General features: G+C 38.8%; 22 protein-coding genes and 3 pseudogenes. 6 read left to right on the forward strand and 19 right to left on the reverse strand.

Annotated elements, in window-relative coordinates; genetic code table 11:
- Positions 1-90: 90 nt before the first annotated feature.
- Positions 91-2196 (forward strand): annotated as a pseudogene (locus CYP64_RS08090) (RNA degradosome polyphosphate kinase); the annotation flags it as partial.
- 144 nt (positions 2197-2340) lie between these two features.
- On the opposite strand, the gene CYP64_RS08095 reads toward CYP64_RS08090, so the two are convergent.
- The 11 genes from CYP64_RS08095 to CYP64_RS08145 all read right to left on the reverse strand — a co-directional run bounded on the left by CYP64_RS08095 (position 2341) and on the right by CYP64_RS08145 (position 11768).
- Positions 2341-4149 (reverse strand): menaquinone biosynthesis decarboxylase, encoded by a 1809-nt coding sequence (locus CYP64_RS08095; RefSeq protein WP_103649352.1) that lies wholly within the window; start codon positions 4147-4149, stop codon positions 2341-2343.
- Between the two features lie 326 nt (positions 4150-4475).
- Positions 4476-4841: an Imm10 family immunity protein gene (locus CYP64_RS08100; protein WP_103649353.1), complete on the reverse strand. Its 366-nt coding sequence runs from the start codon at positions 4839-4841 to the stop codon at positions 4476-4478.
- Positions 4842-4845: 4 nt separating this feature from the next.
- Positions 4846-5775 (reverse strand): hydroxymethylbilane synthase, encoded by a 930-nt coding sequence (gene hemC / locus CYP64_RS08105; RefSeq protein WP_103649354.1) that lies wholly within the window; start codon positions 5773-5775, stop codon positions 4846-4848.
- Between the two features lie 8 nt (positions 5776-5783).
- A complete protein-coding gene (locus tag CYP64_RS08110) occupies positions 5784-6215 on the reverse strand; it encodes an FxsA family protein (RefSeq protein ID WP_103649355.1) in 432 nt (143 codons plus the stop codon).
- Positions 6212-7912 (reverse strand): proline--tRNA ligase, encoded by a 1701-nt coding sequence (locus CYP64_RS08115; protein WP_103649356.1) that lies wholly within the window; start codon positions 7910-7912, stop codon positions 6212-6214. Before CYP64_RS08115 ends, CYP64_RS08110 begins: the two co-directional genes overlap by 4 nt.
- Positions 7902-9185, reverse strand: a complete 1284-nt coding sequence (gene hemA / locus CYP64_RS08120) for a glutamyl-tRNA reductase (RefSeq protein WP_072594950.1) — start codon at positions 9183-9185, stop codon at positions 7902-7904. Before hemA ends, CYP64_RS08115 begins: the two co-directional genes overlap by 11 nt.
- A complete protein-coding gene (locus tag CYP64_RS08125; RefSeq protein WP_103649357.1) occupies positions 9185-10078 on the reverse strand; it encodes a polyprenyl synthetase family protein in 894 nt (297 codons plus the stop codon). Before CYP64_RS08125 ends, hemA begins: the two co-directional genes overlap by 1 nt.
- A gap of 10 nt (positions 10079-10088) precedes the next feature.
- Complete coding sequence (locus tag CYP64_RS08130; protein WP_103560273.1) at positions 10089-10520, reverse strand: hypothetical protein; 432 nt, start codon at positions 10518-10520, stop codon at positions 10089-10091.
- Positions 10513-10767: a DUF2018 family protein gene (locus CYP64_RS08135; protein WP_103649358.1), complete on the reverse strand. Its 255-nt coding sequence runs from the start codon at positions 10765-10767 to the stop codon at positions 10513-10515. The genes CYP64_RS08130 and CYP64_RS08135 overlap by 8 nt, the downstream gene beginning before the upstream one ends.
- Before the next feature lie 48 nt (positions 10768-10815).
- Entirely contained in the window at positions 10816-11439 is a 624-nt protein-coding gene (locus CYP64_RS08140; RefSeq protein WP_103649359.1) for an HAD family hydrolase, read from the reverse strand.
- Positions 11436-11768, reverse strand: a complete 333-nt coding sequence (locus CYP64_RS08145) for a hypothetical protein (protein WP_103649360.1) — start codon at positions 11766-11768, stop codon at positions 11436-11438. The genes CYP64_RS08140 and CYP64_RS08145 overlap by 4 nt, the downstream gene beginning before the upstream one ends.
- A 105-nt stretch (positions 11769-11873) precedes the next feature.
- Between CYP64_RS08145 and CYP64_RS08150 the strand changes: the two genes are divergently transcribed.
- A complete protein-coding gene (locus CYP64_RS08150) occupies positions 11874-13145 on the forward strand; it encodes an O-acetylhomoserine aminocarboxypropyltransferase/cysteine synthase family protein (protein ID WP_103649361.1) in 1272 nt (423 codons plus the stop codon).
- 182 nt (positions 13146-13327) lie between these two features.
- Here the strand turns inward: CYP64_RS08150 and CYP64_RS08155 are convergent, their stop codons facing one another.
- The 5 genes from CYP64_RS08155 to CYP64_RS08175 form a co-directional block, all read right to left on the reverse strand.
- A complete protein-coding gene (locus CYP64_RS08155) occupies positions 13328-14770 on the reverse strand; it encodes a potassium/proton antiporter (protein ID WP_103649362.1) in 1443 nt (480 codons plus the stop codon).
- Between the two features lie 20 nt (positions 14771-14790).
- Complete coding sequence (locus CYP64_RS08160; protein ID WP_021090991.1) at positions 14791-15228, reverse strand: hypothetical protein; 438 nt, start codon at positions 15226-15228, stop codon at positions 14791-14793.
- 31 nt (positions 15229-15259) lie between these two features.
- On the reverse strand, positions 15260-16501 hold the full coding sequence (locus CYP64_RS08165; protein WP_103649363.1) for an ArsS family sensor histidine kinase: 1242 nt from the start codon (positions 16499-16501) through the stop codon (positions 15260-15262).
- The gene (locus CYP64_RS08170; protein ID WP_103649364.1) at positions 16501-17178 is read right to left on the reverse strand and encodes a response regulator transcription factor; all 678 of its coding nucleotides are present in this window, start codon (positions 17176-17178) and stop codon (positions 16501-16503) included. Before CYP64_RS08170 ends, CYP64_RS08165 begins: the two co-directional genes overlap by 1 nt.
- Before the next feature lie 97 nt (positions 17179-17275).
- Positions 17276-18679 (reverse strand): Do family serine endopeptidase, encoded by a 1404-nt coding sequence (locus tag CYP64_RS08175; RefSeq protein WP_103649365.1) that lies wholly within the window; start codon positions 18677-18679, stop codon positions 17276-17278.
- Between the two features lie 155 nt (positions 18680-18834).
- Between CYP64_RS08175 and CYP64_RS08180 the strand changes: the two genes are divergently transcribed.
- Genes CYP64_RS08180 through CYP64_RS08190 form a run of 3 tightly spaced genes read left to right on the forward strand, consistent with a single transcriptional unit; the run spans position 18835 to position 21738 of the window.
- Positions 18835-19731 carry a DnaJ C-terminal domain-containing protein gene (locus tag CYP64_RS08180; RefSeq protein ID WP_087578683.1) on the forward strand — a complete coding sequence of 299 codons (897 nt, stop codon included), beginning with the start codon at positions 18835-18837 and terminating at the stop codon, positions 19729-19731.
- A 3-nt stretch (positions 19732-19734) separates the two neighbouring features.
- The gene (locus CYP64_RS08185) at positions 19735-20109 is read left to right on the forward strand and encodes a heat shock protein transcriptional repressor HspR (RefSeq protein WP_072594938.1); all 375 of its coding nucleotides are present in this window, start codon (positions 19735-19737) and stop codon (positions 20107-20109) included.
- Between the two features lie 3 nt (positions 20110-20112).
- On the forward strand, positions 20113-21738 hold the full coding sequence (locus CYP64_RS08190) for a cation:proton antiporter (protein ID WP_103649366.1): 1626 nt from the start codon (positions 20113-20115) through the stop codon (positions 21736-21738).
- Positions 21739-21841: 103 nt separating this feature from the next.
- Here CYP64_RS08190 and CYP64_RS08195 read toward each other — a convergent pair whose 3' ends face one another.
- The 3 genes and pseudogenes from CYP64_RS08195 to secA form a co-directional block, all read right to left on the reverse strand.
- A complete protein-coding gene (locus tag CYP64_RS08195) occupies positions 21842-23041 on the reverse strand; it encodes an ABC transporter permease (protein WP_103649367.1) in 1200 nt (399 codons plus the stop codon).
- A 52-nt stretch (positions 23042-23093) separates the two neighbouring features.
- Positions 23094-23195 (reverse strand): annotated as a pseudogene (locus CYP64_RS10535) (SEC-C metal-binding domain-containing protein); the annotation flags it as partial.
- A 108-nt stretch (positions 23196-23303) separates the two neighbouring features.
- A pseudogene (gene secA / locus CYP64_RS08200) lies at positions 23304-25700 on the reverse strand (preprotein translocase subunit SecA); the annotation flags it as partial.
- 97 nt (positions 25701-25797) lie between these two features.
- Here secA and lolA point away from each other — a divergent pair.
- Positions 25798-26310 carry a LolA-like outer membrane lipoprotein chaperone gene (gene lolA, locus CYP64_RS08205; protein ID WP_103649369.1) on the forward strand — a complete coding sequence of 171 codons (513 nt, stop codon included), beginning with the start codon at positions 25798-25800 and terminating at the stop codon, positions 26308-26310.
- Positions 26311-26321 lie beyond the last annotated feature (11 nt).

A 26321-nucleotide genomic window follows, 5' to 3' on the forward strand; every position in this document is an offset into this window, starting at 1 on the left:
AAATTTAAATTTTGGCTTATTGTAACCAAAATTTTAAATAAAGTAAGAACTTTATAACCGCACATATCATAAAATAACTCAAAAACACACAAGGAGAAGATGATGAGCGAAAATGAAACTCTTTTTATAAACCGAGAATTAAGCTGGCTACGCTTTAATTCAAGGGTACTCGCTCAGTGCGAAAAGGAAATTCCTTTACTTGAAAAGCTAAAATTTATAGCCATTTATATGACAAATCTAGACGAGTTTTATATGATCAGAGTTGCTGGCTTAAAGCAGCTTTTCGCAGCTGGAGCTACTACAAGCAGTGGCGATGGCATGAGCCCACTTGATCAGCTAAGAGAGATTAGGAAATATCTACAAAATGAGCAAAATTTAGTAGAAGATCACTATAAAAAGACAGTAAATGCTCTTAGTAAAGAGGGGCTTTTTATAAAAAATTATGACGAGCTTGATGATAGTTTGAAACAAAAGTGCGACGAATACTTTTTCTCAAATATCTTGCCAGTCATCGTGCCTATCGCTGTCGATGCGACTCATCCATTTCCGCACCTAAACAACCTTAGCTTCTCGCTTGCAGTTAAGCTTGCCGATATTGAGCATCCAGAAATTTTAAAATACGGCATGATAAGAATTTCAAGAGTCTTGCCACGTTTTACACAGCCAAGTAGCAATGTTTTTGTACCGATTGAAACGATCGTACATCGCCACGCAGAGGAAATTTTTCCAGGATATAAGCTACTTAGCTCGGCTGCTTTTAGAGTGACGAGAAACGCTGATATCGTCATCGAAGAAGAAGAGGCAGATGATTTTATGATGATACTTGAGCAAGGGCTAAAGCTTCGCAGAAAAGGGGCTTTTGTTCGTATGCAAATCGATAAAAACGTAGACGCTGATATCTTGGACTTCTTAAATTTTCATATGAAAATTTTTCATAAAGATGTCTATTTTTCAAGCATTCCACTCACTCTTAGCTCACTTTGGGAGATAGCTGGAAGCAAAAATTTTACCCACCTAGCAAATGCACCTTATGTTCCAAAAACGCTACCACCATTTGGCAATGGCATATCTGTATTTGACGCCATAGACAAAGAAGATGTGCTCTTAGTGCATCCATTTGAGAGTTTTGATCCAGTTGTAAGCTTTATAAAAGAAGCTAGTAAAGATCCAAAAGTCATATCTATTCGAATGACACTTTATAGAGTCGATAAAAGCTCACCAATAATTCAAAGTCTAATAGACGCCGCAAGTGACGGCAAGCAAGTAACCGTGATGGTTGAGCTAAAGGCAAGGTTTGACGAGGAAAATAACTTGCACTGGGCAAAGGCACTTGAAGACGCAGGTGCGCACGTGATATATGGCATCACAGGCTTTAAGGTGCATGCAAAAGTTAGCCAGGTCATTCGCCAAATCGGCGATAAGCTTAAATTTTATATGCACTTTGGCACCGGCAACTACAACGGCAGTTCGGCAAAAATTTACACCGATGTGAGCCTATTTACGAGTAAAGAGGAATTTAGCCAAGACACGACCTCGTTTTTTCACATCCTATCAGGATATAACAAGAACCGCCGTCTAAACGCCCTTAGCATGTCGCCCTTTCAGATAAAAGAGCGCATCATCGAAAAGATAAGAGTGGAGGCTAGCAAAGGCAGCGAAGGTAGGATCATCGCTAAGATGAACGCGCTAATAGACGAAGACGTGATAAACGAGCTTAGCCGCGCTTCAAACGCAGGCGTGAAGATCGACTTAATCGTTCGCGGTGTCTGCGGACTAAGGCCTGGCGTAAAAGGCAAAAGCGAAAATATAAAAGTTCGCTCAATAATCGGCAAATACTTAGAGCATGCTAGAATTTTATATTTCAAACACGCTAATCCAAAAATTTACATCTCAAGCGCTGACTGGATGCCACGAAATTTAGAGCGCCGCTTGGAGCTTATGACGCCTATCTTTGAGCCAAGACTTCAAGAGAGGTTGCTTGAAATTTTAGAGCTTCAGCTAAGCGATAATGATCTAGCTTTTGAGCTACAAAATAGCGGTGAATACGTAAAAGTAGCAAGAGGTGAAAATGAAAAAGTAATATCTTGCCACGAAGTTTTGGAAAATTATATATCTAAAATTTATAAATCCGTAAAAAAAGATACAGATAAAGCAAAAGCCGATATGCTCGCAAGTAAGCTCTTAAAAGAGAGCTAAAAATAAATTAAGCTTTTAGACCTAGTCTAAAAGCTATTTTTAAATTAGCAAACAAACACTAGCATTTGATTAAGTAAGTCTTATTAAAAATTTCAAATCCGCAGCAAAAAGCAAAATTTATAAATTTACTTGAGCCCCTCAAAGCTAACCAAATATTTCAAATTTTTTAAATAGCTCTGGCTCATCTTTTACTATGCCGTACTTAACTAGATCAGCAACTACTTCGTGGTCACAATCCGTTTGTAACGGCCAGCCTCTAGTATATCCCTCACGCTCATCTTTACTAGTGGCATCTATGCAGAAATTTTCACCATCTATGAAAATATCACGCAACGCATCTATATTGTTTGTCACACGCCAAAGCAGCATATATGGGTTTTCTAGGTAGTTTTGCATATCCACGACAACTAAAAGCTTGAAAAACTCCCTAAATTCCAAAAGCTTAGAAAATAGCTCTTTTACAGGGCGATCTTTCTCAATTTTCACCACGCAAATAGGCGTTTTGCTCCCAGTTTTAAACTGTCTAAGCTCCTTAACATTTGGCGCAAGGCTTTGAAATTTAGCCAAAAGCTCATCGTCGCTTAAAACTACAGGGCTAAATTTACAAAAGTCCTGCGTCGCGTCGATGCCTAGCTTACCACCAAAGCACGAGTTTGGACTAGCGTGATCGAGCTGGTCGCACACGCCTTGGCTTATCAGCACACTCTCACTACCAAATCTATCAAGCACAAAGCCAGCAAATTTCTCATAGTCTTCAAGCACAGGTCCCTCGGTGCTCACAAAGATCGCATGCTTTACAAAGCTCATCTGCCCAACTCCCCAAAATGCGTGCATCGCCTGCTTTGCGTGCGCTGGATAAAGGGCGTTGATCTTGGCTAGGATAAGGTTGTGAAAGACGCCATTTTCAGGCATATTGTAGTCTAGTAGCTCTGGCACGGTCGTTCGCAAAAGCGGCAAGAAAATGCGCTCAGTCGCCCAGCCCATATATTTATCCTCAAGTGGTGGCTTTCCAACCACAGTCGCATGAAATACCGGCTCACGCTTGCTAGTTATCGCCGTGATCTCCATCACTGGAAACGGCTCAACTGGCGTGTAAAAGCCAGTGTGATCGCCAAATGGACCCTCAAGCTCACTCTTAGCCGTATCCACAAAGCCTTCTATCACGTAGTCAGCGTCGTGCGGAACGTAAATTTCATTAGTTAGCGACTTTACAAGCTTGGCTGGCTCTTTGCGGATGAAGCCGTAAAGCAACAGCTCAAAGACGCCCTTTGGCAGTGGCGCCTGACCGCACCAGATATAGAGTGGATCGCCCCCGATCGCCACAGAGACTGGCATCTTACGGCCTGCACGCTTATACTCATGAAAGAAATTTGCGCCGTCTTTGTGGATCTGCCAGTGCATGCCAAGGCGATTTTTATTATAAATTTGCAGTCTATACATGCCTAAATTTTGCAGCGCGCCGTCAAGACTTTGCGTATAGACCTGCCCCATCGTGATAAAAGCGCCTCCGTCATGCGGCCAGGTCTTTAGCGCAGGCAGGCTCAAAAGATCGGCCTGCTCGCCCATAAATTTGACCTGCTGGCACTCACCCTCGCCTTTTAGCCTTTTGGTAAAAATCTTTCTCATGCTAAAAAGATAGGCCAAAAAGTCAAGCTTCTCTTTGAAATTCTCAGGTTTTTTGGGCTTTAAAAGCTTTTCTATCTCGGCTGCGATCTCATCAGGATTTAGCCCAAAGATAAGCTCAAGTGCGCGTTTTGAACCATAGATATTTGTAAGCACTGGGGCAAATTTACGCCCAGTTTTTTTGCAGACTGGGTTTGCAAAAAGTAGCGCTTGCGAGCCCTCACGCTTGACCTCGATATAGCTTGCATGTGCAATCTCAAGATCAATATCTGTTGGCTCATCGATAACACGAAGTAGATTATTTTCTTTTAAAAGCCTGATGTAGTCCATATTTTGCCTTTTTGATTTTTGGGCGATTTTAGCCAAAAATAGCTGAAAAAGGCGAAGCAAAGCGGGTATTTATTATTTGCCGCACGCACCGATAGCTATCAGAGTATCGATCGCTGTTTCGGACGCATTCTTTGCGATATTGTCTCGCCGTTTAAATAGACGCAAGTACTAAATTTATACTCCATTATCATAACGTCCGCAAACTAGCGCTCAACGCACAGCCACACATGGCCGGCATACTTACGTCTTTTCCAAAGTGATTCATTACAATTTTTTTAAACGCTAGATAGCATCGTGGTTTTGAAAACGGCAGTAAATTTTATTAATTACTCCGACATATTACATTTTAGTAGCTCGCCAAATATCTCTTTGCAGTATTTCATAAAGCGTTCATTTAGCCGCACGCATTCTATATTGGCGCTGATGATGCTATCCTCCACTTCAAAAACGATAGTTTTATCAGTGATGGTTACGCATTTGCAAACGTTATAGCAAACGTCGCCGTTACACTCCGCGTATAGGCCGTTTATATCGGCGTTTTCGTCGTCATCTTTTTTGAATTTGATCGGTCTTTGAAAGATTATGTAGTTTTTGTAGTCGTATTTGTCGTCTGCAAGACCGATCATATAGTAGTTGTCTTTGCTGTTTTTGGTGGCGGTTATGGCTTTTGCTTTAAAATTTAGCTCAAACACGCCTCTACGCCATCTCCTCGGCGCGTTTTAAAAGCTCTCTAGCACCTTTTTCTATAAATTTATGCGCTAGCTCCTTGCCTACACTTTGAAATTTATCTTTGCTAGTCTTTAAGCTATCTTTTATATACTCGCTTCCATCAGGTAGACCAACGATCGCATCGATAGAAATTTCATCACCTTTTAGCCTTGCACTTATGCCTATTGGCACCTGGCAACCACCCTCTAAAACGCTTACAAAGTCACGCTCTATGGTCGTTTCTATAACCGCATTTTCGTCGTTTAAAAAAGAGATCTCATCTAAAATTTTCTTCTCATCTCTGGCTTCTATTCCAAGAGCACCCTGCCCCATCGCAGGTATCATCTCGTCAAAACCAAATGTATAGATATGTGCCACTTCAGCCTTGATATTTAAGCGATTTATGCCAGCCATAGCCAAAATGATCGCGTCAAATTCACCCTCTTTTAGCTTTCTAAGTCTAGTTTGTACATTTCCGCGAAGCGAGATGATCTCAAGATCAGGCCTCATGATAAGTAGCTGCATCTTGCGGCGCAGGCTCGTTGTACCAACCTTTGCACCGTGCGGTAGGTCACTAAATTTAGCAAATTTCTCACTTATCATCGCATCTCTTGTATCCTCACGTGAGCAAATCGCTGCTAGTTTAAGCCCTTCTGGAAAGACTACTGGCACATCCTTTAGGCTATGCACTGCGATATCAGTCTCACCTTTTAGCATGCTATCTTCAAGCTCTTTTGTAAAAAGCCCTTTGCCGCCGATCTTCGCAAGTGGCGTATCAAGGATCACATCGCCCTTTGTCTTCATGCCAACAAGTTCAACTTTTATATCGTTATGTTTTGATTCTATTCTAGCTTTGATATGCTCGCTTTGCCAAAGCGCTAAGATACTCTTTCTAGTTGCTATTTTTATCTCTTTCATCATCTCTCCTAATTTACTCTTTTTGGCTCTTCTATGACCTCAACATCGATAATCTCGCCATCATCTTTTTTAGCACTCTGCTCGCTAAAATTTTGGAATTTAAACTCCTGATAGCTCTCATTTTTCGCCACATTTTTCTTAAATATCAAAGAAAAAATAACTACGGCTATACCAAAAATATCTGTTAAAATTCCTGGCAAAAATAAAAGCATTCCGCCAAAGCTAAGCCCTAACTGGCTGAATAAATTTCCACCAAGAAAGCTTTTAAACGCCACTTGAGGCGAATTTAAGCTAGAAAATCCAGCATTTAAAAGAAATGCGATACCCACAAATCCAGAGACTAGCACCTCAAGAAAGTAGTTTAAAAAGCCAAATTTATCAACAAAAAGATAGATGAATATCGCTTCTATCAAAAAAAAGAAAAATGCGAAAAATCTCATAAGCTTTCTTTTATCTTTTTAAAGGCTTCATTTGCACCAATCGTTTCTTTGCTTAAACCATCTCTTGTTATAAACTCAACCTTGCCATTTGCAAATTCTTTACCTACAAGTAAAGCATAAGGAAAGCCGATAAGCTCAAAATCATTCATCTTAACGCCAAATCTCTCGTTTCTATCATCGATGATGACGCTAACGCCAGCTTTTTTAAGGCTCTCATAAAGCTCAAATGCAAATTTTACGCCCTCTTCATCTTTTAAATTTGAAATGATGATCTCGACATCAAACGGCGCACACTCTTTTTTCCAGATGCAGCCCTTCTCATCGTGGCTAGCCTCTATCATTACGGCAATCAGCCTGCTAATACCTATGCCATAGCAGCCCATCAAAAATGGCTTTGCCTTGCCGTTTTCATCAAGATATGTCGCATTCATCGCAGCTGAATATTTATCGCCCAGCTGAAAGATATGACCGACTTCTATACCCTTGCTAAGTTTTAAATTTCCGCCACACTCTGGGCATTTATCGCCCTCTTTTACCTTTACAAGGTCTTTAAATCTCTCTTCGTTAAATCCGCTAACACTAACGCCAACAAAGTGGTAATCCTTTTCGTTGGCACCACATATCATATTATTTGCGCCTTTTAGCTCGTTGTCTATGTAAAATTTCACATCTTTTAGCCCAACTGGCCCGCAAAATCCAGCCACAAGCCCAGCTTTTATAATCTCTTCTTCGCTAGCATCGACAAGCTCAAGTGCCTTGCAAGCATTTTGTGCCTTTGTCTCTTGAAGCTCGTCATCGCCCCTTACGAAAAAGACCACAACTTCTTCTTTGTCTTCATAAATAGCTTTTTTAATAACAGCTTTTATGCAGTAAAACTCGCTAACTTTGAAAAATTCTGCCACACCTTTTATAGTCTTTGTATCTGGTGTCTTAAATTTAGCCGCGTCAGCCTCTGGTGCTTCAGCATCGGTTGTTCTAGCTTTTCTTCTAGCAGCCTCTATATTTGCAGCGTATTTGCAAGCCTCACAGCAAAGAATGTCATCTTCGCCATTACTTGCAAGCACCATAAATTCTTTACTACCACTGCCACCGATAGCTCCACTATCAGCCTCAACGGCTCTAAAATTTAGCCCCAAACGAGTGAAAATTTTACTATAAGTTGCCTCCATAAGGTCAAACTCACGCTTTAGATCCTCTTTGCTTGAGTGAAAGCTATAAGCATCTTTCATCGTAAATTCTCGTCCTCTTAGCAAGCCAAAGCGTGGCCTTGCTTCGTCACGAAATTTAGTATTTATCTGGTATAAATTTAGCGGCAACTGCTTATAGCTAGTCACCTTGCCACGTACCAAAGCAACGGCTGCCTCTTCGTTTGTAGGGCTTATAACAAAGTCATTTTCTTTTCTATCTTTAAAGCGCAAAAGCTCCTTACCAAAGACGTTGTAGCGACCACTTTGCTTCCAAAGCTCGCCTGAAGTAACCACGCTAAAGCTCACCTCTAGCGCACCAGCCTCATCCATCTCCTCTCGCGCGATACGAGAAATTTTCTCATGCATGATCTTTCCAAGCGGTAGATAGTTATAAAGACCTGAGCCTATCTGCTCGACAAAGCCACCTCTTATTAAAAATTTATGACTTGGCAAAGAGGCGTCTTTTGGCGCTTCTTTGGTCGTTGGTGCATAAAATTTACTAAATCTCATCTATATCTCCCACTTGAAAATTTTGCTCTTCTTTTATATCAAATAAAAATCTAACTCCATTTGAGAGCTCACTAGATCTCTCCTCATCCGCAAGACTTTTTAGCTTCATCGTTGGCTGATGTAAGAAGGCTTTAAAAACTTGATGAATGAGCTTTTGTGCCTCCTCATAATCACTATGCTTTAAATATCCTTTTTTTATCGCCTTTTCTAGCTCGTTTTTAGCGCAAATTTCAGCTTGTTTGCGGATCGATTTTATTAGTGGCACACTCATATCTTCTTTTAAAATTTTTAAAAATTCGCTTGTGCCTTGACCTACGATCGAATAAGCCTTTTGTGCTTGCTCCTCTCTTAGAGCTAAATTTTTCCTTACTATCTCCTCTAAACTATCGACCGTATAGACACTAATAAATTCTGTATTTATAAGGTCAATATCCCTTGGCACGGCAATATCAAAAAAGTATCTATGAAATTCTCTTGGTTCGATTATGGCGTTTGTGATGATCGCGTGCGGAGCCGCGGTGCTTGAAAATATTAGGTCGTAATTATTTACATACTCTTTTAATTTCAAAATGCTATCCCAGCTAGCGTTATCTCCTAGACTATCAACTAGCTGCTCAACACGCTCCGAGCTTCTGTTTATAATGATCACCTCTGCGCCACTTGAGATTAGGTGTTTTGCTGCTAGCTCGCCCATCTCACCAGCGCCTACGACGATAGCCGTTTTGCCCTCAAGTGTGCCAAAAATTTCTTTTGCTTTTGCCACAGCCACACTTGAAACAGAGATCGGATTTTTAGAAATTTGAGTTTCATTTCTAACTTTAGCAGCACATTTGCATGCATAATGGATGATTTTACTGATTTGTTCGCCGCAAGCTGAGCTATCGTAAGCAAATTTAAAGGCATTTTTTAACTGACCAACGATCTGCGTTTCGCCGACGACTAGGCTATCAAGCGAGCTTGCCACGGCAAAGAGGTGGTGCACGGCTCCGCTATCTTCATAAATATCAGCCCTCTCATAAAGCTCATCTTCAAAAACACCTGAAAATACAGACATACACCTAAATGCATGCGTCGTTGCACTTTCTAGATCACTAACACTTGCAATTATCTCGACGCGGTTGCATGTATTTAAAACCATGCATTCGTTTATACTTTTGTTTGATCTTAGTAGTTTTAAAATTTGCTCTTTTTTCTCATCGCTATCAAATGCAAGCTTTTCTCTAACTGAAATATCAGTATTTTTATATGTAAAACTTATATCTAAATAGTGCATCAAAATTCCCTATCTATCATGCTTTTTATGATCCCTTCAAGCTCAGCGTTTTTATACTCTTTTATCGCTTCTATCGCTTCATTTCCAAGCATTTTGGCCTCGTTTATGGCTTTGCTAACTGAGCTAGTTTTATCAAAATTTTCTTTTAGCCATGAAATTTCGTCCGCGTTTAACTTCTTTGCCCAAAGCGATCTAAGCTTTGTTTTACCAGCCTCGTCCAGACTCTTATAAAGATATATGTAAGGAAGCGTTGTTTTGCCATCGACAAAGTCGTTAAGCGCTGGTTTACCAAGCGTTTTTTCATCTTGAGTGATGTCTAAGATATCATCAACGATCTGAAATGCAAGGCCTAAATTTTTGCCATAAATTCCAAATTTCTCACTATCTTTGCCAGCTAGCTTCGCCCCACAAATAGCCGTGGCTTCTATCAAAACAGCTGTTTTATAGTAGATCATTTTTAAGTATTCTTGCTCGTTTTCATTAAAATTTTCAGCCATTTTTACATCCATCATCTCGCCGATACTTAGCTTGCTGACTGCATCTGAGATGATAGCCGCGATGCTTGGATCAAATTTTGTAAGCTCAAAATAAGCCTTTGAGTAGAGGATGTCGCCCAACATAACCGAGTTTTTACTACCAAAAAGCGCGTTTATACTTGGCTTGCCACGCCTTATATTTGCCTCGTCTATGACGTCGTCGTGAAGCAAACTTGCAAGGTGGATGAGCTCGATGATAGCGCAAAGTTTAAGTGAAATTTCGCTCTCGCCCGCGATCTTTAAAAGAAGTTTTGAGCGTAGCTTCTTGCCTGAGCTTATCTTTAAAAACATCTCAAACGCCTCTTTGTAGCCAAGCTCGCTTATAAATTTGCTCATTATTTCATCGATTTTTTCCATTTTTATCCTTCTATTTAGCCTCATCTGGATCTCTAAAACCCACGTCTACGCGCTTACTCTCATCTAGCAGAGCCACCCTAAAATGCGCCTTTTTGTCCCTAAAATCAATAAATGATATGTAAAGGCTTACACTCTCGTTTGGTGGCATCGTAAAATCAGGCAAAACTCGCTGCATATAGGTGTTTTGTCCTTGTCTTAGCGAAAAAACCATCTGCCTTGGATAGCGCCTAAAAAAGCTTTGCACAGTGATATTTGTGCTATCAAACAGCGTCCAACGAAAGTCAAATGTCTCGACCCTTTGAGTTCGCTTCTCAGTTATAAAAACTCTTGCCCACTCATCTTTTTTAAGCTCAAACGTATGCACGGAACTTGGGTCAAAATTTGGCTCCTTAGCAAAGACAAGAGCAGCCAACAAAGCAATGAGCGCGAAAATCTTACTCATTTTGGCTTAAAATTTCTCCGCTAAGCTCGATATATAGGTCATTTACTCCATTATAAATTTTATCTTGCTCTGAGACTATAAAATTTCTAATCTCGTCCTCGCTAACGCCATGCTTTTCGCAAAGCTCGCTAAGAGCCACAAATTTCTCAAAAATTTTATCTATTTCATTTTTTACCAATAAGGCGTTTGCGTTAAATAAAATGTCATAAAATTTATCCCTCGCACTGCCCTCAAATATATCTATCATCGCTGTTTCTTTGAAAATTTCTTAAGATTATAGCCAATTAAAACTAAGTTAAAAATTTAATATTATCTCCCAAGCCTCACCAACGTTTTTAGCGTTATAGGTCGCTGTCTTGCTCTCCTCGCCAAATCCCCAGCAAACTTGCACATAAGGCATATTTGCGTTTTTGGCTGCAAGCTCGTCTTTTAGGCTATCTCCAACAAAGATCGCCTTGCTGGCTCCCGTCTTTTTAACAGCCAAATGAAGCATCGCAGGATCTGGCTTTTGTGGTATCTCTTTGCTGGCGCCGATGACCTCGTCAAATAGCTCATAAATTTCATTTTTCTTTAAAATTTTCTCTAGTGTATCGTGCGGTGCATTGCTTGCCAAAACGACCTTATAGTGAGCCTCTCTACACTTTTTCAAAAGCTCTTTTACACCATCATAAGTAGTCGCACACTCATCGTAAAATTTCTTAAATTTCTCTTCAAAGCCCTCTTTTAAACTCTTGCTTGGCGTATCGATGCCGTAAAACTCAAGGGCCAAATTTCTACCTGGCTCGTTGATCGCTTTTATTATAAAATCTTTATCGAGTGGCGCTAAGCTTAGCTCGTCTCTTACTTCATTTACCGTTTTATATATCGCCTCGCCGCTATCGATCACCGTACCGTCCATATCAAAAATAACTACTTTCAATCCTCATCCTTAAATTTATTTTTATACTTTTCTTTTTTATATGTCTTTTGATTTTTTAGCTTATCAAGCAGATTTGCTGCCTTTAAAAGCTCCTCTTTTGGGGCGTTTTTGATAAGTAAATTTATAAAATCCTCCAGCGCCTTTGAGTATGGTTGATCAAGATAAACAGCCTCTACTTTTTCCATAATCTTTGCGTTTTTTTCGACTCTTTGACGAAATTCACTCTCGTCAAAGTCATCTCTTTTTAAGCCATTTATCGCTGATTTTGCAAATTTTTCTAGCGCACGAAGATATTTTACGCGTTTAAATTTGTCCGTGACTTGGTTCAAATTTCTCCTTTTTTTGGCAAATTATATCAAAATTTGATTTTATCCCCTAAATTTTGGCTTTACTAATGTATAATTTACGTAAAAATTACCAAACAAGGAGCAAAAATGAAGCAAGAAACCGCTGCGATCCACGTAGGCTACGACACAAACGAAGGCTTTGGCACGATGGCTGTGCCTATTTTTCAAAGCACGGCTTATGACTTTGGAAGTGCCGAGGTCGCAGCTGCTAGGTTTGAGCTAAAAGATGGCGGCCACATCTACACCAGGCTTGCCAACCCAACGACAGACGTCTTTGAAAAAAGAGTCGCTGCACTTGAGGGTGGAGCCGCTGCGATAGCGACTGCGAGCGGCCAGGCAGCGTTGTTTTACAGTATCATAAATTTAGCCCAAGCAGGCGATAACATTATAATCGCTAAGAAAATTTATGGCGGCACGACGGTGCTTTTTACACACACGCTAAAGAGATTTGGTATAGAGGCTAGAGTCTTTGACAGCGACACAGCTGATGATCTGGAGGATTTTATAGATGATAAAACTAGGGCTATATTTTTTGAAACGCTCTCAAATCCACAAATTTCTATCCCAAATATCGAGAAAATCGTAGAAATCGCAAACAAATATGGCATCATCAGCATAACCGACAACACCGTGCCAACGCCTATCATCTTTCAGCCGCTTCGCCACGGTGTCGACGTTTGCGTGCATAGTGCTAGCAAATATATGAGCGGTCAGGGCCTTAGCCTAGCTGGCGTGGTCGTAAGCGCAAATCACCTAAACGAAAAGCTAAAAGGCAACAAGAGATATGAGCATTTTAACACGCCAGACGCAAGCTATCACGACATCGTATATGCCAATATGACAGATAGTTTTGACATCTACACGCTAAGAATGAGACTTGCTATTGTGCGTGACATCGGCGCTGTGATCTCTCCGTTTAACTCTTGGCAACTCATACAAGGCCTCGAAACGCTTGCTGTTAGGATAGAAAGACACTCGCAAAATGCCCTAAAAGTGGCTAAATTTCTAAACTCTCACAAACATATAAAAAGCGTGGCTTATCCAGGGCTAGCTGACAACGTAGATCACGCAAAGGCTCAAAAATACTTTAAAGACGGCATGGCTAGCGGACTATTTTGCTTTGAAACTGATAGCTTTGAACGCGCAAAAAAGATGCTTGAGCGCGTAAAACTCTTTAAGATCGTGGTAAATATCGGCGATACAAAGTCGCTCATCACGCATCCAGCCTCAACGACTCACCAACAGCTAAGTGGCGAAGAGCTCATCAAAGCTGGCATCACAAAAGAGCTAATAAGAGTGAGCATAGGCCTTGAAAACGCTGAGGATCTGATCGCTGATCTAGCTCAAGCTTTGGAATAAAGAAATTTCTAGCTCATTTTGGGCTAGAAATTTAAATTTTACTCTAACTTTAAATACCTTGTCTGAACTTGGCTGCAAGACAAATTCAAATTAAAAATCTGCCGCCCATTATGAAGGTATATACGGTTGCGCTTTTTACCACATGTGTTTTAAAAAAATTTCATTAATGAAATAGTATAAATTTAATATGTCAAATACTTAACCGTATCTTGATACAGCACTTGATTTTCGCATTGTATCAGCAACAGGTCATTTTCTTCAAAGATTGTTGAGCCAGTTGGCTTTTGATACTCATTTTTGCGTTTTATTAGGATTATTAAAAATTCGCTTGGAAGCTCAAGCTGAGCCAAATCTTTGCCAATTAGTTTTGAGCCATAGTGGATGGTATGTTGACGAAGTGTGTAGCTTAAGATCGGGGAGTTTTCTACCGGTTTAACATCCTCTTGCTCGCTCTCTTTGACTTTAAATTTATCAGCCGCAAAGCCAAGTGACATACCCTGTATCAAAATCGAAATCAAAACCATAAAAAATATAATGTTAAAAATCATATCCGCATCACGCACGCCATCTACATAAACATAGGTAGCTAGCACCACTGGTACAACACCTCTTAGTCCAACCCAAGAGATAAAAATTTGCTCATTTATCTTAAATTTTGAAAATGCAAGCGACGCAAAAATACCAAGTGGTCTTGCAAAAAACATAAGCCACAAGGCCAAAACAAGCGCCATTAGTGCTGTTGCTGGAAGCTGCGAAGGATTTACTAAAAGACCAAGTGTTAAAAAGACAACTATTTGCATCGTCCAAGCGATACCGTCGTGAAAACCGACTAAATTTTTCTTATGAGAAAACTCTTTTTTATTTATAAAAATTCCAGCTATATAAACAGCCAAATAGCCATTGCCACCAATCTTAAAGCAAAGCGTGTATAAAAGCAATATCCAAGCGATAGAAAAAACTGGATAAAGCCCCCAGCTTTTTAGGCGAAGTCTATTAAAAATGGCCGGTAAAGCAACCCCAAATAAATAGCCCATAGTGATACCTATGCCAAACTGCTTAACCAGTGTAATAGCCCACTCAGATGCTGTCGGCGTGGTATTTAGTGAGATCATTTGAATGATAGTCATGGTTAAAAATATCGCCATTGGATCATTTGAGCCAGATTCAAGTTCAAGTAATGGCGCAATGCTATTTTTAAGTGAAATTTTCTTAGCTCTTAGTATGGCAAATACCGCTGCTGCATCTGTCGAAGAGATGATAGAACCTAGCAAAAACGCCTCTGCCCAAGTAAAATCAAGCAGATATTTTGCAACTGGAGCGATGGCTAGCGCGGTTAAGAAAACGCCAAGTGTAGCGAGCGCTAAACCTCTGCCAAAAATAGGCTTAATCGCTGCAAAATCAGTGTCTAACCCACCAGCGTAAAGTATAAAAATAAGTGCTAGCATGCCGACATTTTGAGCGATCATTTGATCATCAAAATTTACACCCAGCAAGCCGTCTGAGCCAGCCAGCATGCCAACACCTAAAAATATTATTAAAGATGGAATTCCAAATTTATCAGAGATCTTACTTAAAAGAATGCTAGTTATAAGCAAAACTGCAAAAAATAGTAGTAAATTCTCCAAACAAACTCCACAAAATTATATTAAATCATACTTTCAAAAGCTTCAAATTTTTCTTGATTTGAAAGCATTTCAAGCAATACACCGTAATTGTCTTTTATCTCATCTTGAAGCTTAGTAGTAAGCTCTTTAGCATTTCTTCCATCTTTTGGATAGCTCACTATTAAATCAATTGGTTCAGCGTTTAAAAACTCTTGAATACCTGATAATAGTTCGCTAGCTCCTCTTTCATTTGTTCCATGAAGCACGACAACATAATGCTCATTCTCTCTTACAACAACATCAGTTTGTCTTAAAAATTTTTCAAAGAGTTCACTATACTCTTTAGTACTTGGCAAAGAAAAATATATCAAAGATAAATTTTTTGCATAATCTTTTACATTTTTATAACGATTTATAAAAGCTATTTCAAGATCTATTATTGATAAGATATCAACTGGTGAGAAAATTTTTGCTGCCATTTTTAGCCCTTTTTTGTTTATTATGTTTTATTTAAGTCACTATTATATCTTGTAAATTTTCAAAAACAAAGACATTCATTCCGTTTTTATATTCGTATCTAAATTTGAGTCCATGAGCATCAAGTATATTGCTAACTATATATAAACCTAGTCCAAAACTCTTTTGAGTATCCTCTCCTTTGATAAATGGCTGGACATAAAAGTCAAGATCATTTTTTAGCTTCTCACCTTGAGTTATAAATTTCATATGATCCTTGCTAACAACGATATTTACGTGCTTATCAGTTGAATATTTTATACCATTATCTATCATATTTTTTATAGCGACTGAAAATAGTTTGAAATCAACAAGCACTCTAACCTCATCAAGCTCACTGACACCAACACACTCTTTTTCTACCATGGCTATATCGATAGCCTCATCGATGAGATCCCTCATAAAACATGGCGTTTTATTGCTAAGTCCTATTTTTGAAGTAATCTGCTCTATCGCTGCAAGTTCGTTTATTAAATTTTCAAGTTTGTGAAAGACCGAGATCAGCCTCTCTTGATTTTTACTTTTTTCTATCATTTGAGCGGCTATTAGGCCTTTTGTGATAGGAGTTTTTAGCTCGTGCATTATGTTTCTTAAGAAAAGGTGCCTTGAGTCATTAAGCGCCTTGATCTGACAAACCGCCTCATAAAATGCTTCAGAAACTTCAGAAATTTCATCCTTGCCGTTGCCAACATTTTGCACGCCATCAAGCTCACCATTTGCAAATTTTACAATCTGACGCTTTAGCTTTCTAAGTGGTTTTATCTTATATATGACAAAAATGTAAGCACCTAGCAAAATGACCGCAACCACCAAAAAAACAGCCTTTATCACCTCGTATCTATAAGGCTGAAATTCTTTATCCATTAAAAGCTTTAGCTCGTCTAAATGCTCAATCCTTAAGTAGTGGTGCTTGTCATAAAGCAAGATCGCACTTGAGCCTAGATCACTTGAAATTTCTTCTAAAACGCTCGCTTGTTTTAAAATTTCATCCTTTTTCTTCTCGTCTTTGATCTCTGGCATATCGATATTTGAAAGCTGGCGGTCGTACTGAGCTTTATTTATGATGCCACCCATATAAAATAAATTTGTCCTAGCAACGTTTGAGTATTTGTTATTTAGCTCTCTTGTATAGTTTTGCTTATCAAAGCCCATGAGCCACAAAAAGGCTAGAAATATCGAAACGAGTGCAAGTCCAAAAATAAAAGTTATGGTTATAAAAATAGACGATCTTGGCATCAAAGAACCAATTTATAGCCGATACCACGGATAGCGTGGATGTATTTTGGCTCTTTTGGATTTTCATTTAATTTTTGGCGAATCCTGCCGATGATGACGTCAATACTTTTGTTTGAGCTATCTTCATTTATGCTCTCGCAATTATAGATAAGCTCCTCTCTAGTAACCGCTCCGCCCTCTTTTAAAAGTAGATATTTTAAGATATCGTATTCTGCGGCAGTTAAATTTAGTATGTTTCCTTTAAATAAAATTTCACGCTCAAATTCTTTTAAAACTAGGTCTTTATTTAAATTTCTAGTCTCACTTGCTGGGGTGATACTCTGCCTTCTTAGATGACTTTTGATACGAGCCAAAAGCTCTTGTGGGTCATATGGCTTTGGCAAATAATCATCTGCTCCGTTATCAAGAGCATTTACCTTATCTGTTATATCATGCCTTGCACTTGATATGATAATAGGAATATTGTGATTTTTCCTGATCTCTTTACAAACTTCTAATCCATCCATGCCAGGCAATGTAAGATCTAGTATCACTAGGTCAAATTTACTTGTATTTAGCGTAGATAGTCCGATATATGGCTCTTCAGCAGTCACTACTTCAATATCGTAGTTTTCTAGATATTCGGTTAAAATTTCAGCAAGCTCCATATCATCTTCTATCATTAAAATTCTAGTCATGATCTTTCCTGTTGTAAATTTATTTTTAAGGATTATAGCAGATTAAGATTTTAAAAATTTAAAAGGGTTAAGAGCTGAAATTTCAGCTCTTAGATGATTATTTTATAACAAGGCCTTGTATGATACCGCCGCGATTTATCCACACTAGTGTCTTTTTGCCTTTTGTATTTTTGATTGTATTTACAAATGTTTGAAGATCTTTTATGCTCTCTTCGCCAACTTGCACGATCACATCACCTCTTTCAAAGCCAAAGTCTTCAGCTTTTGAGCCTGATTTTACATCAGTTACTAGCACGCCTTGAGTATCTGGGCTGATTTTGTATTTATATCTTATCTCATCGCTTAGATTGCTAACGCTAAGTCCTTCGATGATAATGCTTTTTGCTATGTCTTTTGAATTGTGATCAGCGTTTGCAAGCTTGATTTTTGCATTCATTATTTTATTTGATCGCTCGTAAGTTATATCAACGCTGCTATTTGGAGTTAGTGAGCCAATGAAATTTTTAAGATCATTTGCGTTTTTGATAGCTTTATCATTAGCTGATATGACCAAATCGCCTCTTTTTAGTCCAGCTTCATCTGCTGGCATGCCTTGCTCTACGCCACTTATTAAAGCACCTTCTTTATTTGTGTAAAGCTCTTTTTGCTCATCAGTTAAATTTGCAATCGTAACGCCGATAAAGCCACGCTCTATCTTGCCGTCAGTTATCAGCTTTTTAGCGATATCTTTTACCATATTTGATGGGATAGCAAAGCCAATACCGTTGTTGCCGCCACTTTTTGAAAGTATGGCTGAGTTTATTCCAACCAAATAGCCCCTGCTATCAACCAAAGCTCCACCTGAATTTCCTGGGTTTATAGAGGCGTCTGTTTGGATGAAATTTTCATATTGATTAAGGCCGATATTATCTTTATTTAGCCCTGAAATGATACCTTGAGTGATGCTTTCGCCAACGCCAAATGGATTGCCTATTGCAAATACGACGTCTGCATCAAGCAGCTTTGATGAGTCCGCAAAAGTGATCGCGTTTAACCCGTTTGCCTCTATCTTTACGACGGCTAGATCGGTTTTTGGATCACTTCCTATTAGCTTTGCTTTATACTCTTTGCCGCCATTTGCAAGAGTTACAACTATTTGATCACTGTCTTCTATAACGTGATTATTTGTAACGATATATCCATCATTTGAGATAATAACGCCAGAGCCAAGCGAAGTAGTTTTTTCTTTTTCTTTTGGTTTTGCAAAGTTAAATCCAAAAAATTCATTGAAGAAAGGGTCATTAAACATCTGCTCAATACCAGCGTTATTTACCGTTTTTGTAGTTGAAATATTTACAACTGAAAGCTTTGCCTGAGCGATCGAGTCATAATAAGAAAGTACGCTATTTTTATCGCTAAGTGGCGAGACTCTCGTGATATTAGAGTTAGCTTCATTAAATTTAATATCAGCCCCCACTAAAAAAGAAGCTGCTACTAATGAAATTAGCACAATCTTTTTCATTTTTTTCCTTTAATCTAAAAATTTTTGCAAATTATAAATATAGTGAAAAAATAAAATCTTAACACTTTTTCTTGTTATTAAACAAAAATAAACTTGACTTGCATAGACTAAAGCTTTGTGATATAATCCGTATCAAAAAAATATAAGGAGTATATATGAGTGAAAGCTTATATGAGACTTTAGGGGTTTCAAAGGGTGCCTCAAGCGACGAGATAAAAAAAGCTTATAGAAAACTTGCCAGAAAATATCACCCAGACATTAACAAAGACCCTGGAGCTGAAGATAAATTTAAAGAGATAAATGCTGCTTATGAAATTTTAAGCGACGATAAAAAACGAGCTCAATACGACCAGTACGGCGATACTATGTTTGGCGGTCAAAATTTCCACGACTTTGCTAGTAGTTCAGCCGATATGGGCGATCTAAATGAAATTTTAAAGAATATCTTCTCAGGTGGCTTTGGCGGTGGTGGAGCTAAATTTAGCAGCGGATTTGGTAGTAATTTTGGAGGCTTTGACGGATTTAGTAGTGGTGGATTTGGCTTTGGCGGAGCTGATTTAGACGTAAATGCAAAAATTTCTATACCATTTGACGTAGCTGTAACTGGTGGCGAACATAAGATAAATTTTAATGGCGAAAGCATTAAGATAAAAATTCCAAGCGGCATAGAAGGTGGCGAGAAACTTCGTGTAAAAGGCAAAGGCAAGAGCGCTGGTGGTCAAAAAGGCGACCTCATACTTGCCATTAGCGTTGAGCCAAGCGACGAATATGAAAGAGTCGGAGATGACCTTTATAAAGATATAGAAATTCCACTAAAAACTATGCTTTTTGGCGGAAAAGTCAATGTGCATACTTACAAAAAAGATGTCACGATTAAGATCGCTGAAAACTCAAAAACAGGCACAAAGATCCGTTTAAAAGGATATGGCGTGCAAAATAGAAAGAGCGGAATTTATGGCGATCTTTATTTAAAGGCCAGGGTAAAACTTCCAAATATCAGTGAGCTTGATGAAGGCTTAGTAAAAGAGTTAAAAGAAAAATTACCGGAGTAAAAAATGCAAAATTATGAAGAACCGCTTTTTTTAATAAGCGTTGTTGCAAAGGTTTTAAGCATACATCCACAAACTTTAAGACAGTATGAAAGAGAGGGACTTATCGAGCCATCAAGAACAGATGGCAAGATGAGGCTCTACTCACAAAAGGACGTTGATCGCGTAAAAACTATACTAAATTTAACTCGAGAACTAGGTGTAAATTTAGCCGGCGTTGATGTAATACTTCAGTTGAAAGAAAAAATTGACGATTTAGAATCAACTATTGATGAGCTAAATAAAAAATTGCACGAAGCTACCAGCCAAACTAGCACAAAAAGATCGCTCGTAAAAAGAAAAAATAGCTTTGATCTAGTCTTTTATGAAGGTAAAAAATAATTTATGGAACAAATTTTAGAAGGTTTCTTGCTTGTTGCAGCGATCTCAGTCGCATTAAACGTCATTTTTAAAAAATTTCAGATACCAACCATTATCGGCTACATCGTAACAGGTACGCTTATATCAGAATTTTTCAACCTAAAAAGCAATGATGAAATTTCTCATATCGCGGAATTTGGTATCGCATTTTTGATGTTTACCATTGGGCTTGAGTTTAGTTTTAAACATTTAATGGGCATGAAAAAAGAGGTCTTTTTAAATGGTGGCTTACAGGTTTGTTTAAGTGGCTTTATAATGGGTGTGATGCTTTATTATGCCCTTCACTTAAAAGACGAAACAGCTCTCATTGCAGGTCTTGCGCTTGCACTCTCATCAACTGCGATCGTACTAAAGACGCTAAATGATAGTGGCGATGTGAGTAAAATTTACGGCAGAAAAGCACTTGGAATTTTACTATTTCAAGATATTGCAGTCATTCCTATTTTGCTTATGATTGATATGTTTAGCTCGCAAGATGCTTCGATAAATGAGCTTTTGCTAAAGACATTTACAAGTGCGATTATCCTTATCGTTGTGCTATTTTTACTTGGTAAATATGTCATCAACTGGATATTTTATAAAGTTATTCAAACAAATTCGCAAGAGGTTTTTATAGCTACTATTTTATTTATGGTCGTTGGCTCTAGCACTTTGGCTCACTTCTTTGGCTTCTCATACTCTTTGGGCGCATTTTTGGCCGGTATGATGATGGCTGAGACGCAATATAAACACCAAATCGAAGTTGATCTTATTCCTTTTAGAGATTTGCTCTTAGGGCTATTTTTTATAACCGTTGGTATGCAGATAAATTTTGCTGTCGTTATCTCAAACATCTGGCTTGTCCTTGGCCTAGTATTTAGTGTCATGGTGATAAAAGCGGTTGTTGTTTTTGCTATCTTAAACATCTACTTAAAGCGAAGAGTTGCTGCAAAAACTGCACTTAGTGTTTGTCAAATAGGCGAATTTGCACTAGCTGTTTTTGGACTAATGACTACTAGAAATTTACTTGATATACAAACAGCTCAAATTTTTATCGCAGCCTCAGTTGTGTCGATGTTTGCTACGCCTTTTATACTTAAAAAACTAGACGCAATAGCAGACCTCATAGAACGTGAGATAGTTGTTGAACCAAATGAAACTCTAAAGCCGCAAAAAATCAAAAATCACATCGTGGTTTTTGGCTATGAGAGGCTTGGTCAAGAGGTCGTTTTAAGACTAAAAGAGACAAAGCTTTTATACCTTGTGCTTGATAATGATATTAGTCTAGTTGAGCTTGGTAGGAGCCGCGGGGAAAATGTATTTCTAGGTAACGTTCTTCAAAGCCACACACTTGAAAATGCCTGCCTAAACGATGCAGCCGCTGTTATTATAACTGTTAATAATGAGCAAAGAGTGGAGCTCATCGCGCAAAAAATAAAAGACTACGGCGTAAATACCCAAACTATAATAAAAATAAATGGTGAGGGTAATAAAGATATTTTTGGTGAGCTAGGTAAAAATTTTCACCTAATAAACGAAGAGCGTGTCATGGCAAAAACACTCGTACACGAGGCTCTTCAATGCAAAATCGATCATGATATAAGAGCGTAAAAGTATAAATTTATTCTAGAATTTTACGAGTTTATGTTCGGTTTTAAAATAATCTTTTAAAAATAACTTTTACAAGCAATGAGCAAGCCTAAGCATCTAGGCTCTACTCATTTCTTAAAGTTTGAAGCACATTTACTTCCGTGGCTTTTTTAGCTGGGTAATAAGACGAGATAGCAACGATAAATACAGCCCCAACTACGATAAGCACAAGATCGATGGTTGAAAGCTCGAGTGGTAGTTTGCTTGAGCCATAAACATCAGCTGGCAGGTCTATGATGTTGAAATTTCCAAGTAAAAATAGTCCTAAAAAGCCAAGTATCAAGCCAAATATAATGCCACCGCCCCCGATTACTAGCCCTTGATAAAAAAAGCTTCTTTTTATCTCGCTTTTGCTTGCTCCAAGCGCTAAAAGCAAGGCGATCTCTTGCCTGCGGTTCATCACTGTCATTAGTAGCGAGCTTATGATATTTAACGACGCCACAAGGATGATTAGCATCAAAACGATAAAAAGTGCCCTTTTTTCAAGTGCGAGCGCCGAGAAAAAGTTGCCATTTTGCTCCCACCAGCCAATGGCAACCGTGCCAGTTGGCAGGCCTTCACGCACTCTTTTTATATCATCAAATGGCTTACTTGAAAAGATATGAATTCCATCATAAACGCCTTTTGGATAGTCTAAAATTTTCCTCAAAGCATCAACTGAAACATATGAAAATGCCTTGTCATAGGCGATTAGCCCAGATGTAAATGAGCCACCGATATCAAATCGCTTCATCTTTGGCGTTAGCGAAAAGCCAGCTGGATCGGCCTTTGTAAAGATAAGCGTTAATTTCTCATCGTTTCTTAGTCTAAACTCACTCGTTATGCCACTTCCCACAAGTATCTCAAAACCATCTAGCTCTTTATCTTTTAAAGCTTCATTTACGACTGAGTTTATCTGTTTTTCATCTTTAAAATTTACGCCATAAACCAGTCCGCCCTCAAGCGCATTTGCCGAACGGTAAATGACCTGTGTGCTTATAAATGGGCTAAATTTTAAATCGCTAAATCTAGCCTTCAGCTCATCAACAAAGTCATCATCAATAGAGCCTTTAAAGGCACTTTGAACGGTTATTGGATAGTTCATCGTAAAAAGTTTACGCTCAAATTCTTTATCAAATCCATTCATAATCGCCATCGCAACGATCAAAACCATAAGTCCAATGCTAACACCAAGAAAGGCAAGCAAGGCACTTAGGGTGATAAATGGCTGAGTTTTATCAAATCTTAAATATTTAAAAAGTAGGTACTTTGGTAAGCTTGTCATTAAATAGCCTTTAAAAGATTAAGGCGCTTTTGGCGCCTTAAAAGTAGAAATTTTAAGCAAATATGCCTTTTTTAGGGCCACTTTTTCCGTGGCAATCTTTATATTTTTTACCGCTTCCACAAGGGCATGGAGCGTTTCTTGGTATCTTTTTTTCTGGTGTGAAATTTTCATCTCCGCCTTGGTTGTTATAGCTTAAATTTTCATTTTCAGCATTTTGGCTAGCTTCAAGCATCATTCTAGCTTGCTCTTCTTGCTCCTCACGGCTCTTAAATCTAACAACCTGAAGCGTCTTAACACTCTCACTTTTTAACCTGCTAACTAGCTCCATAAAGAGGTTATAGCTCTCTTTTTTATACTCTACAAGCGGATCTTTTTGGTTATACCCTCTAAGTCCGATACCAGTTTTTAGGATATCCATTTGATAGAGGTGCTCTCTCCACGCATTATCAAGCACTTGAAGGTATAAAATTTTCTCTATCTCTTTTCTTTGATCTTCATTTAGCACGCTCATCTTTTCGTTATATCTTACTTCAAAAATTTGCGCAAGCTTTTCTATTAGCTCATCATACTCTAGACCTTTCAACTCACTCTCGTCTATCTCTTCGCCACAATCTGCAAGGATGATAGAGCATAAATTTTTAATATCAAAGTCATCTTTCAAGCCACCATGGAAAATTTCAGCCGTATCAAGTAAATTTGCAGCGTACTCTTTTCTATTTTGAGCTATCTTTTCGCTCATGTCATAGTTTTTATCAAGTAGTTCGTCACGGTATTTGTAGATAGTTTTTCTTTGCTCATTTGCCACGTCATCATACTCAAGTAAGTGCTTTCTAGCCTCAAAGTGCAAGCTCTCGACTTTCTTTTGAGCGTTTTCAACAGCTCTTGTTACCATGCGACTCTCGATACTTTCGCCCTCGTCGATACCAAGTCTATCCATGATCGCTTTTATACGGTCGCTACCAAAAATTCTTAAAAGATTATCCTCTAAGCTTAGGTAAAATCTACTCATACCAGGGTCGCCCTGACGTCCAGCACGGCCACGAAGCTGATTATCTATCCTTCTACTCTCATGCCTTTCAGTGCCGATAATATATAGACCGCCTAAATTTCTAACCTCATCATCGATCCTGATATCAACACCACGACCAGCCATGTTTGTAGCGATAGTCACAGCACCTTTTACACCAGCTTGTGCGATGATTTCAGCCTCTTTTTCGTGGTTTTTAGCATTTAGCACAGAGTGTGGGATGCCAGCTTTTTTAAGCATCTCGTGAAGCACCTCACTACGCTCGATACTTGCAGTTCCTACAAGCACTGGCTGACCTTTTTCGTGAGCCTTTTTGACTTCGTCGATGACAGCTTTAAATTTCTCATTTTGAGTTTTGTAGATAAGGTCATTTTGATCGATCCTCTTAACTGGTACGTTTGTTGGGATCGAGATAACTTCAAGGTTGTAAATTTGAGAAAACTCGGTAGCCTCAGTCTGAGCTGTACCAGTCATACCTGCAAGCTTTTTATACATCCTAAAGTAGTTTTGGTATGTTGTATCGGCAAGTGTTTGGCTCTCTTCTTGAATTTTCACGCCCTCTTTTGCCTCAAGTGCTTGGTGAAGCCCCTCGCTAAAGCGCCTGCCCTCGCTTAGACGTCCTGTAAATTCATCAACGATGACAACCTCGCCATCTTTTACGACATAATGAACGTCTTTTTCAAAGAGATTGTGTGCCTTTAGAGCTTGATCTAAGTGGTGGCTTAGCACGGCATTTTCAAGGTTGTATAAATTTTCAACCCCAAAGAGCTTTTCAGCCTTGCTTATGCCAGCCTCTGTGATCATTATCGTTCTATTTTTTTCATCTACTATAAAGTCCCCCGTTGGCTTTGAGCCTGGCACGTTTGGATCGGCTGGAGTGCCTCTGGTAAGCTGTTTTGCGACCTGATCGGCCCTTATATAGCCATCAAGTGTGCGGTTTGTTGGACCTGATATTATAAGCGGTGTTCTAGCCTCATCTATCAAGATACTATCGACCTCGTCTACAATAACGAAGTTGTGGCCTCTTTGCACCTTTTGACCAGCTTCAAATTTCATATTATCACGTAAATAGTCAAAGCCAAATTCTGAGTTTGTGCCGTATGTTATGTCGGCGTTATACGCAGCTTGTCTTACGTTATCATCGTATCCGCCGCTTAGTATTACATCAACGCTTAAGCCTAAAAAGTTATAAAGCTCGCCCATTTGCGTCGCGTCACGCTTTGCAAGGTAGTCGTTTACGGTTACTACATGCACACCCTTGCCACTCATCGCATTTAAGATAACTGGTAAAGTCGCTACCAAAGTCTTACCCTCGCCCGTTTTCATCTCAGCGATCCTGCCCTCGTTTAGCACCATACCGCCAATTAGCTGTACGTCAAAATGGCGCATCTTAAGCACCCTTTTACTAGCCTCTCTAACGATCGCAAAAACATCATTTAAAATTTCATCTAAAGTGACTTTCTCTTCGACGACTTGGGATTTAAGCTCGTTAAATTTTATCTTAAGCTCATCATCGCTCATCTTCTCATAAGTTGGTTCTAGCGCGTTTATCTGCGCCACACGTTTTATATATTTTTTGACTTCTCTATCGTTTTTCGTGCCAAAAATCTTTCTAAATACCGATGAAATCATTACTTTACCTTCCTAAATTTTTAAACCTTGGATATTAGCATAGTTTAACTATTTATTTAATTAAACTGGGCTAGAATACGCCAAAAAAGGATAAAAAATGAGAAAATTTCTAGTTACATCTCTCGTCGCAGTTTGCTCATTTGGTGCTGGCTTAAATTTCAAAAGCCTGCAAAGTGACTTTACGCAAACTGTTTTTAGCGAAGGCAAAAGCATAAATTACAAGGGTAGATTTTACGCAAAAAACGACAATACTGCACTTTGGATATATGAAAGTCCAACGCCAAAAAGAATTTATTTTAACAAAGAGCGTGTGATCGTGATTGAAGACGAGCTTGAGCAAGCTATTATTTCAAAGCTTGATGATACGCCAAATTTGACACAAATCTTGGCTCATGCAGAGCAAATCCAACCGACACTTTACAAAGCAATATACGACGGAGTTGAGTACTTTATAACTATTAAAAATACACTTCCAACGACGATTGACTATAAAGACAAGCTTTCAAATAAGATAAAAATAACTCTAAGCAATCCAGTAAAAGATGCGCTAATCCCACAAGAGACGCTAACTCCTGTCATTCCTCAAGGTTATGACATTGTAAATCAATAAATTTGGCTAGC

The organism is Campylobacter concisus (genome assembly GCF_002913945.1).
GTDB classification, from domain to species: Bacteria; Campylobacterota; Campylobacteria; order Campylobacterales; family Campylobacteraceae; genus Campylobacter_A; species Campylobacter_A concisus_P.

Bases quoted from the DNA above. Each gene is read 5' to 3' on its own strand.
- lolA (WP_103649369.1), top strand. From the start codon at position 25,798: ATGAGAAAATTTCTAGTTACATCTCTCGTCGCAGTTTGCTCATTTGGT.
- CYP64_RS08160 (WP_021090991.1), bottom strand. From the start codon at position 15,228: ATGGCAGCAAAAATTTTCTCACCAGTTGATATCTTATCAATAATAGAT.
- CYP64_RS08195 (WP_103649367.1), bottom strand. From the start codon at position 23,041: ATGACAAGCTTACCAAAGTACCTACTTTTTAAATATTTAAGATTTGAT.
- CYP64_RS08185 (WP_072594938.1), top strand. From the start codon at position 19,735: ATGCAAAATTATGAAGAACCGCTTTTTTTAATAAGCGTTGTTGCAAAG.
- hemA (WP_072594950.1), bottom strand. From the start codon at position 9,185: ATGCACTATTTAGATATAAGTTTTACATATAAAAATACTGATATTTCA.
- CYP64_RS08125 (WP_103649357.1), bottom strand. From the start codon at position 10,078: ATGGAAAAAATCGATGAAATAATGAGCAAATTTATAAGCGAGCTTGGC.
- CYP64_RS08110 (WP_103649355.1), bottom strand. From the start codon at position 6,215: ATGAGATTTTTCGCATTTTTCTTTTTTTTGATAGAAGCGATATTCATC.
- CYP64_RS08175 (WP_103649365.1), bottom strand. From the start codon at position 18,679: ATGAAAAAGATTGTGCTAATTTCATTAGTAGCAGCTTCTTTTTTAGTG.
- hemC (WP_103649354.1), bottom strand. From the start codon at position 5,775: ATGAAAGAGATAAAAATAGCAACTAGAAAGAGTATCTTAGCGCTTTGG.
- CYP64_RS08115 (WP_103649356.1), bottom strand. From the start codon at position 7,912: ATGAGATTTAGTAAATTTTATGCACCAACGACCAAAGAAGCGCCAAAA.
- CYP64_RS08135 (WP_103649358.1), bottom strand. From the start codon at position 10,767: ATGATAGATATATTTGAGGGCAGTGCGAGGGATAAATTTTATGACATT.
- CYP64_RS08095 (WP_103649352.1), bottom strand. From the start codon at position 4,149: ATGGACTACATCAGGCTTTTAAAAGAAAATAATCTACTTCGTGTTATC.
- CYP64_RS08130 (WP_103560273.1), bottom strand. From the start codon at position 10,520: ATGAGTAAGATTTTCGCGCTCATTGCTTTGTTGGCTGCTCTTGTCTTT.
- CYP64_RS08190 (WP_103649366.1), top strand. From the start codon at position 20,113: ATGGAACAAATTTTAGAAGGTTTCTTGCTTGTTGCAGCGATCTCAGTC.
- CYP64_RS08165 (WP_103649363.1), bottom strand. From the start codon at position 16,501: ATGCCAAGATCGTCTATTTTTATAACCATAACTTTTATTTTTGGACTT.
- CYP64_RS08180 (WP_087578683.1), top strand. From the start codon at position 18,835: ATGAGTGAAAGCTTATATGAGACTTTAGGGGTTTCAAAGGGTGCCTCA.
- CYP64_RS08170 (WP_103649364.1), bottom strand. From the start codon at position 17,178: ATGACTAGAATTTTAATGATAGAAGATGATATGGAGCTTGCTGAAATT.
- CYP64_RS08150 (WP_103649361.1), top strand. From the start codon at position 11,874: ATGAAGCAAGAAACCGCTGCGATCCACGTAGGCTACGACACAAACGAA.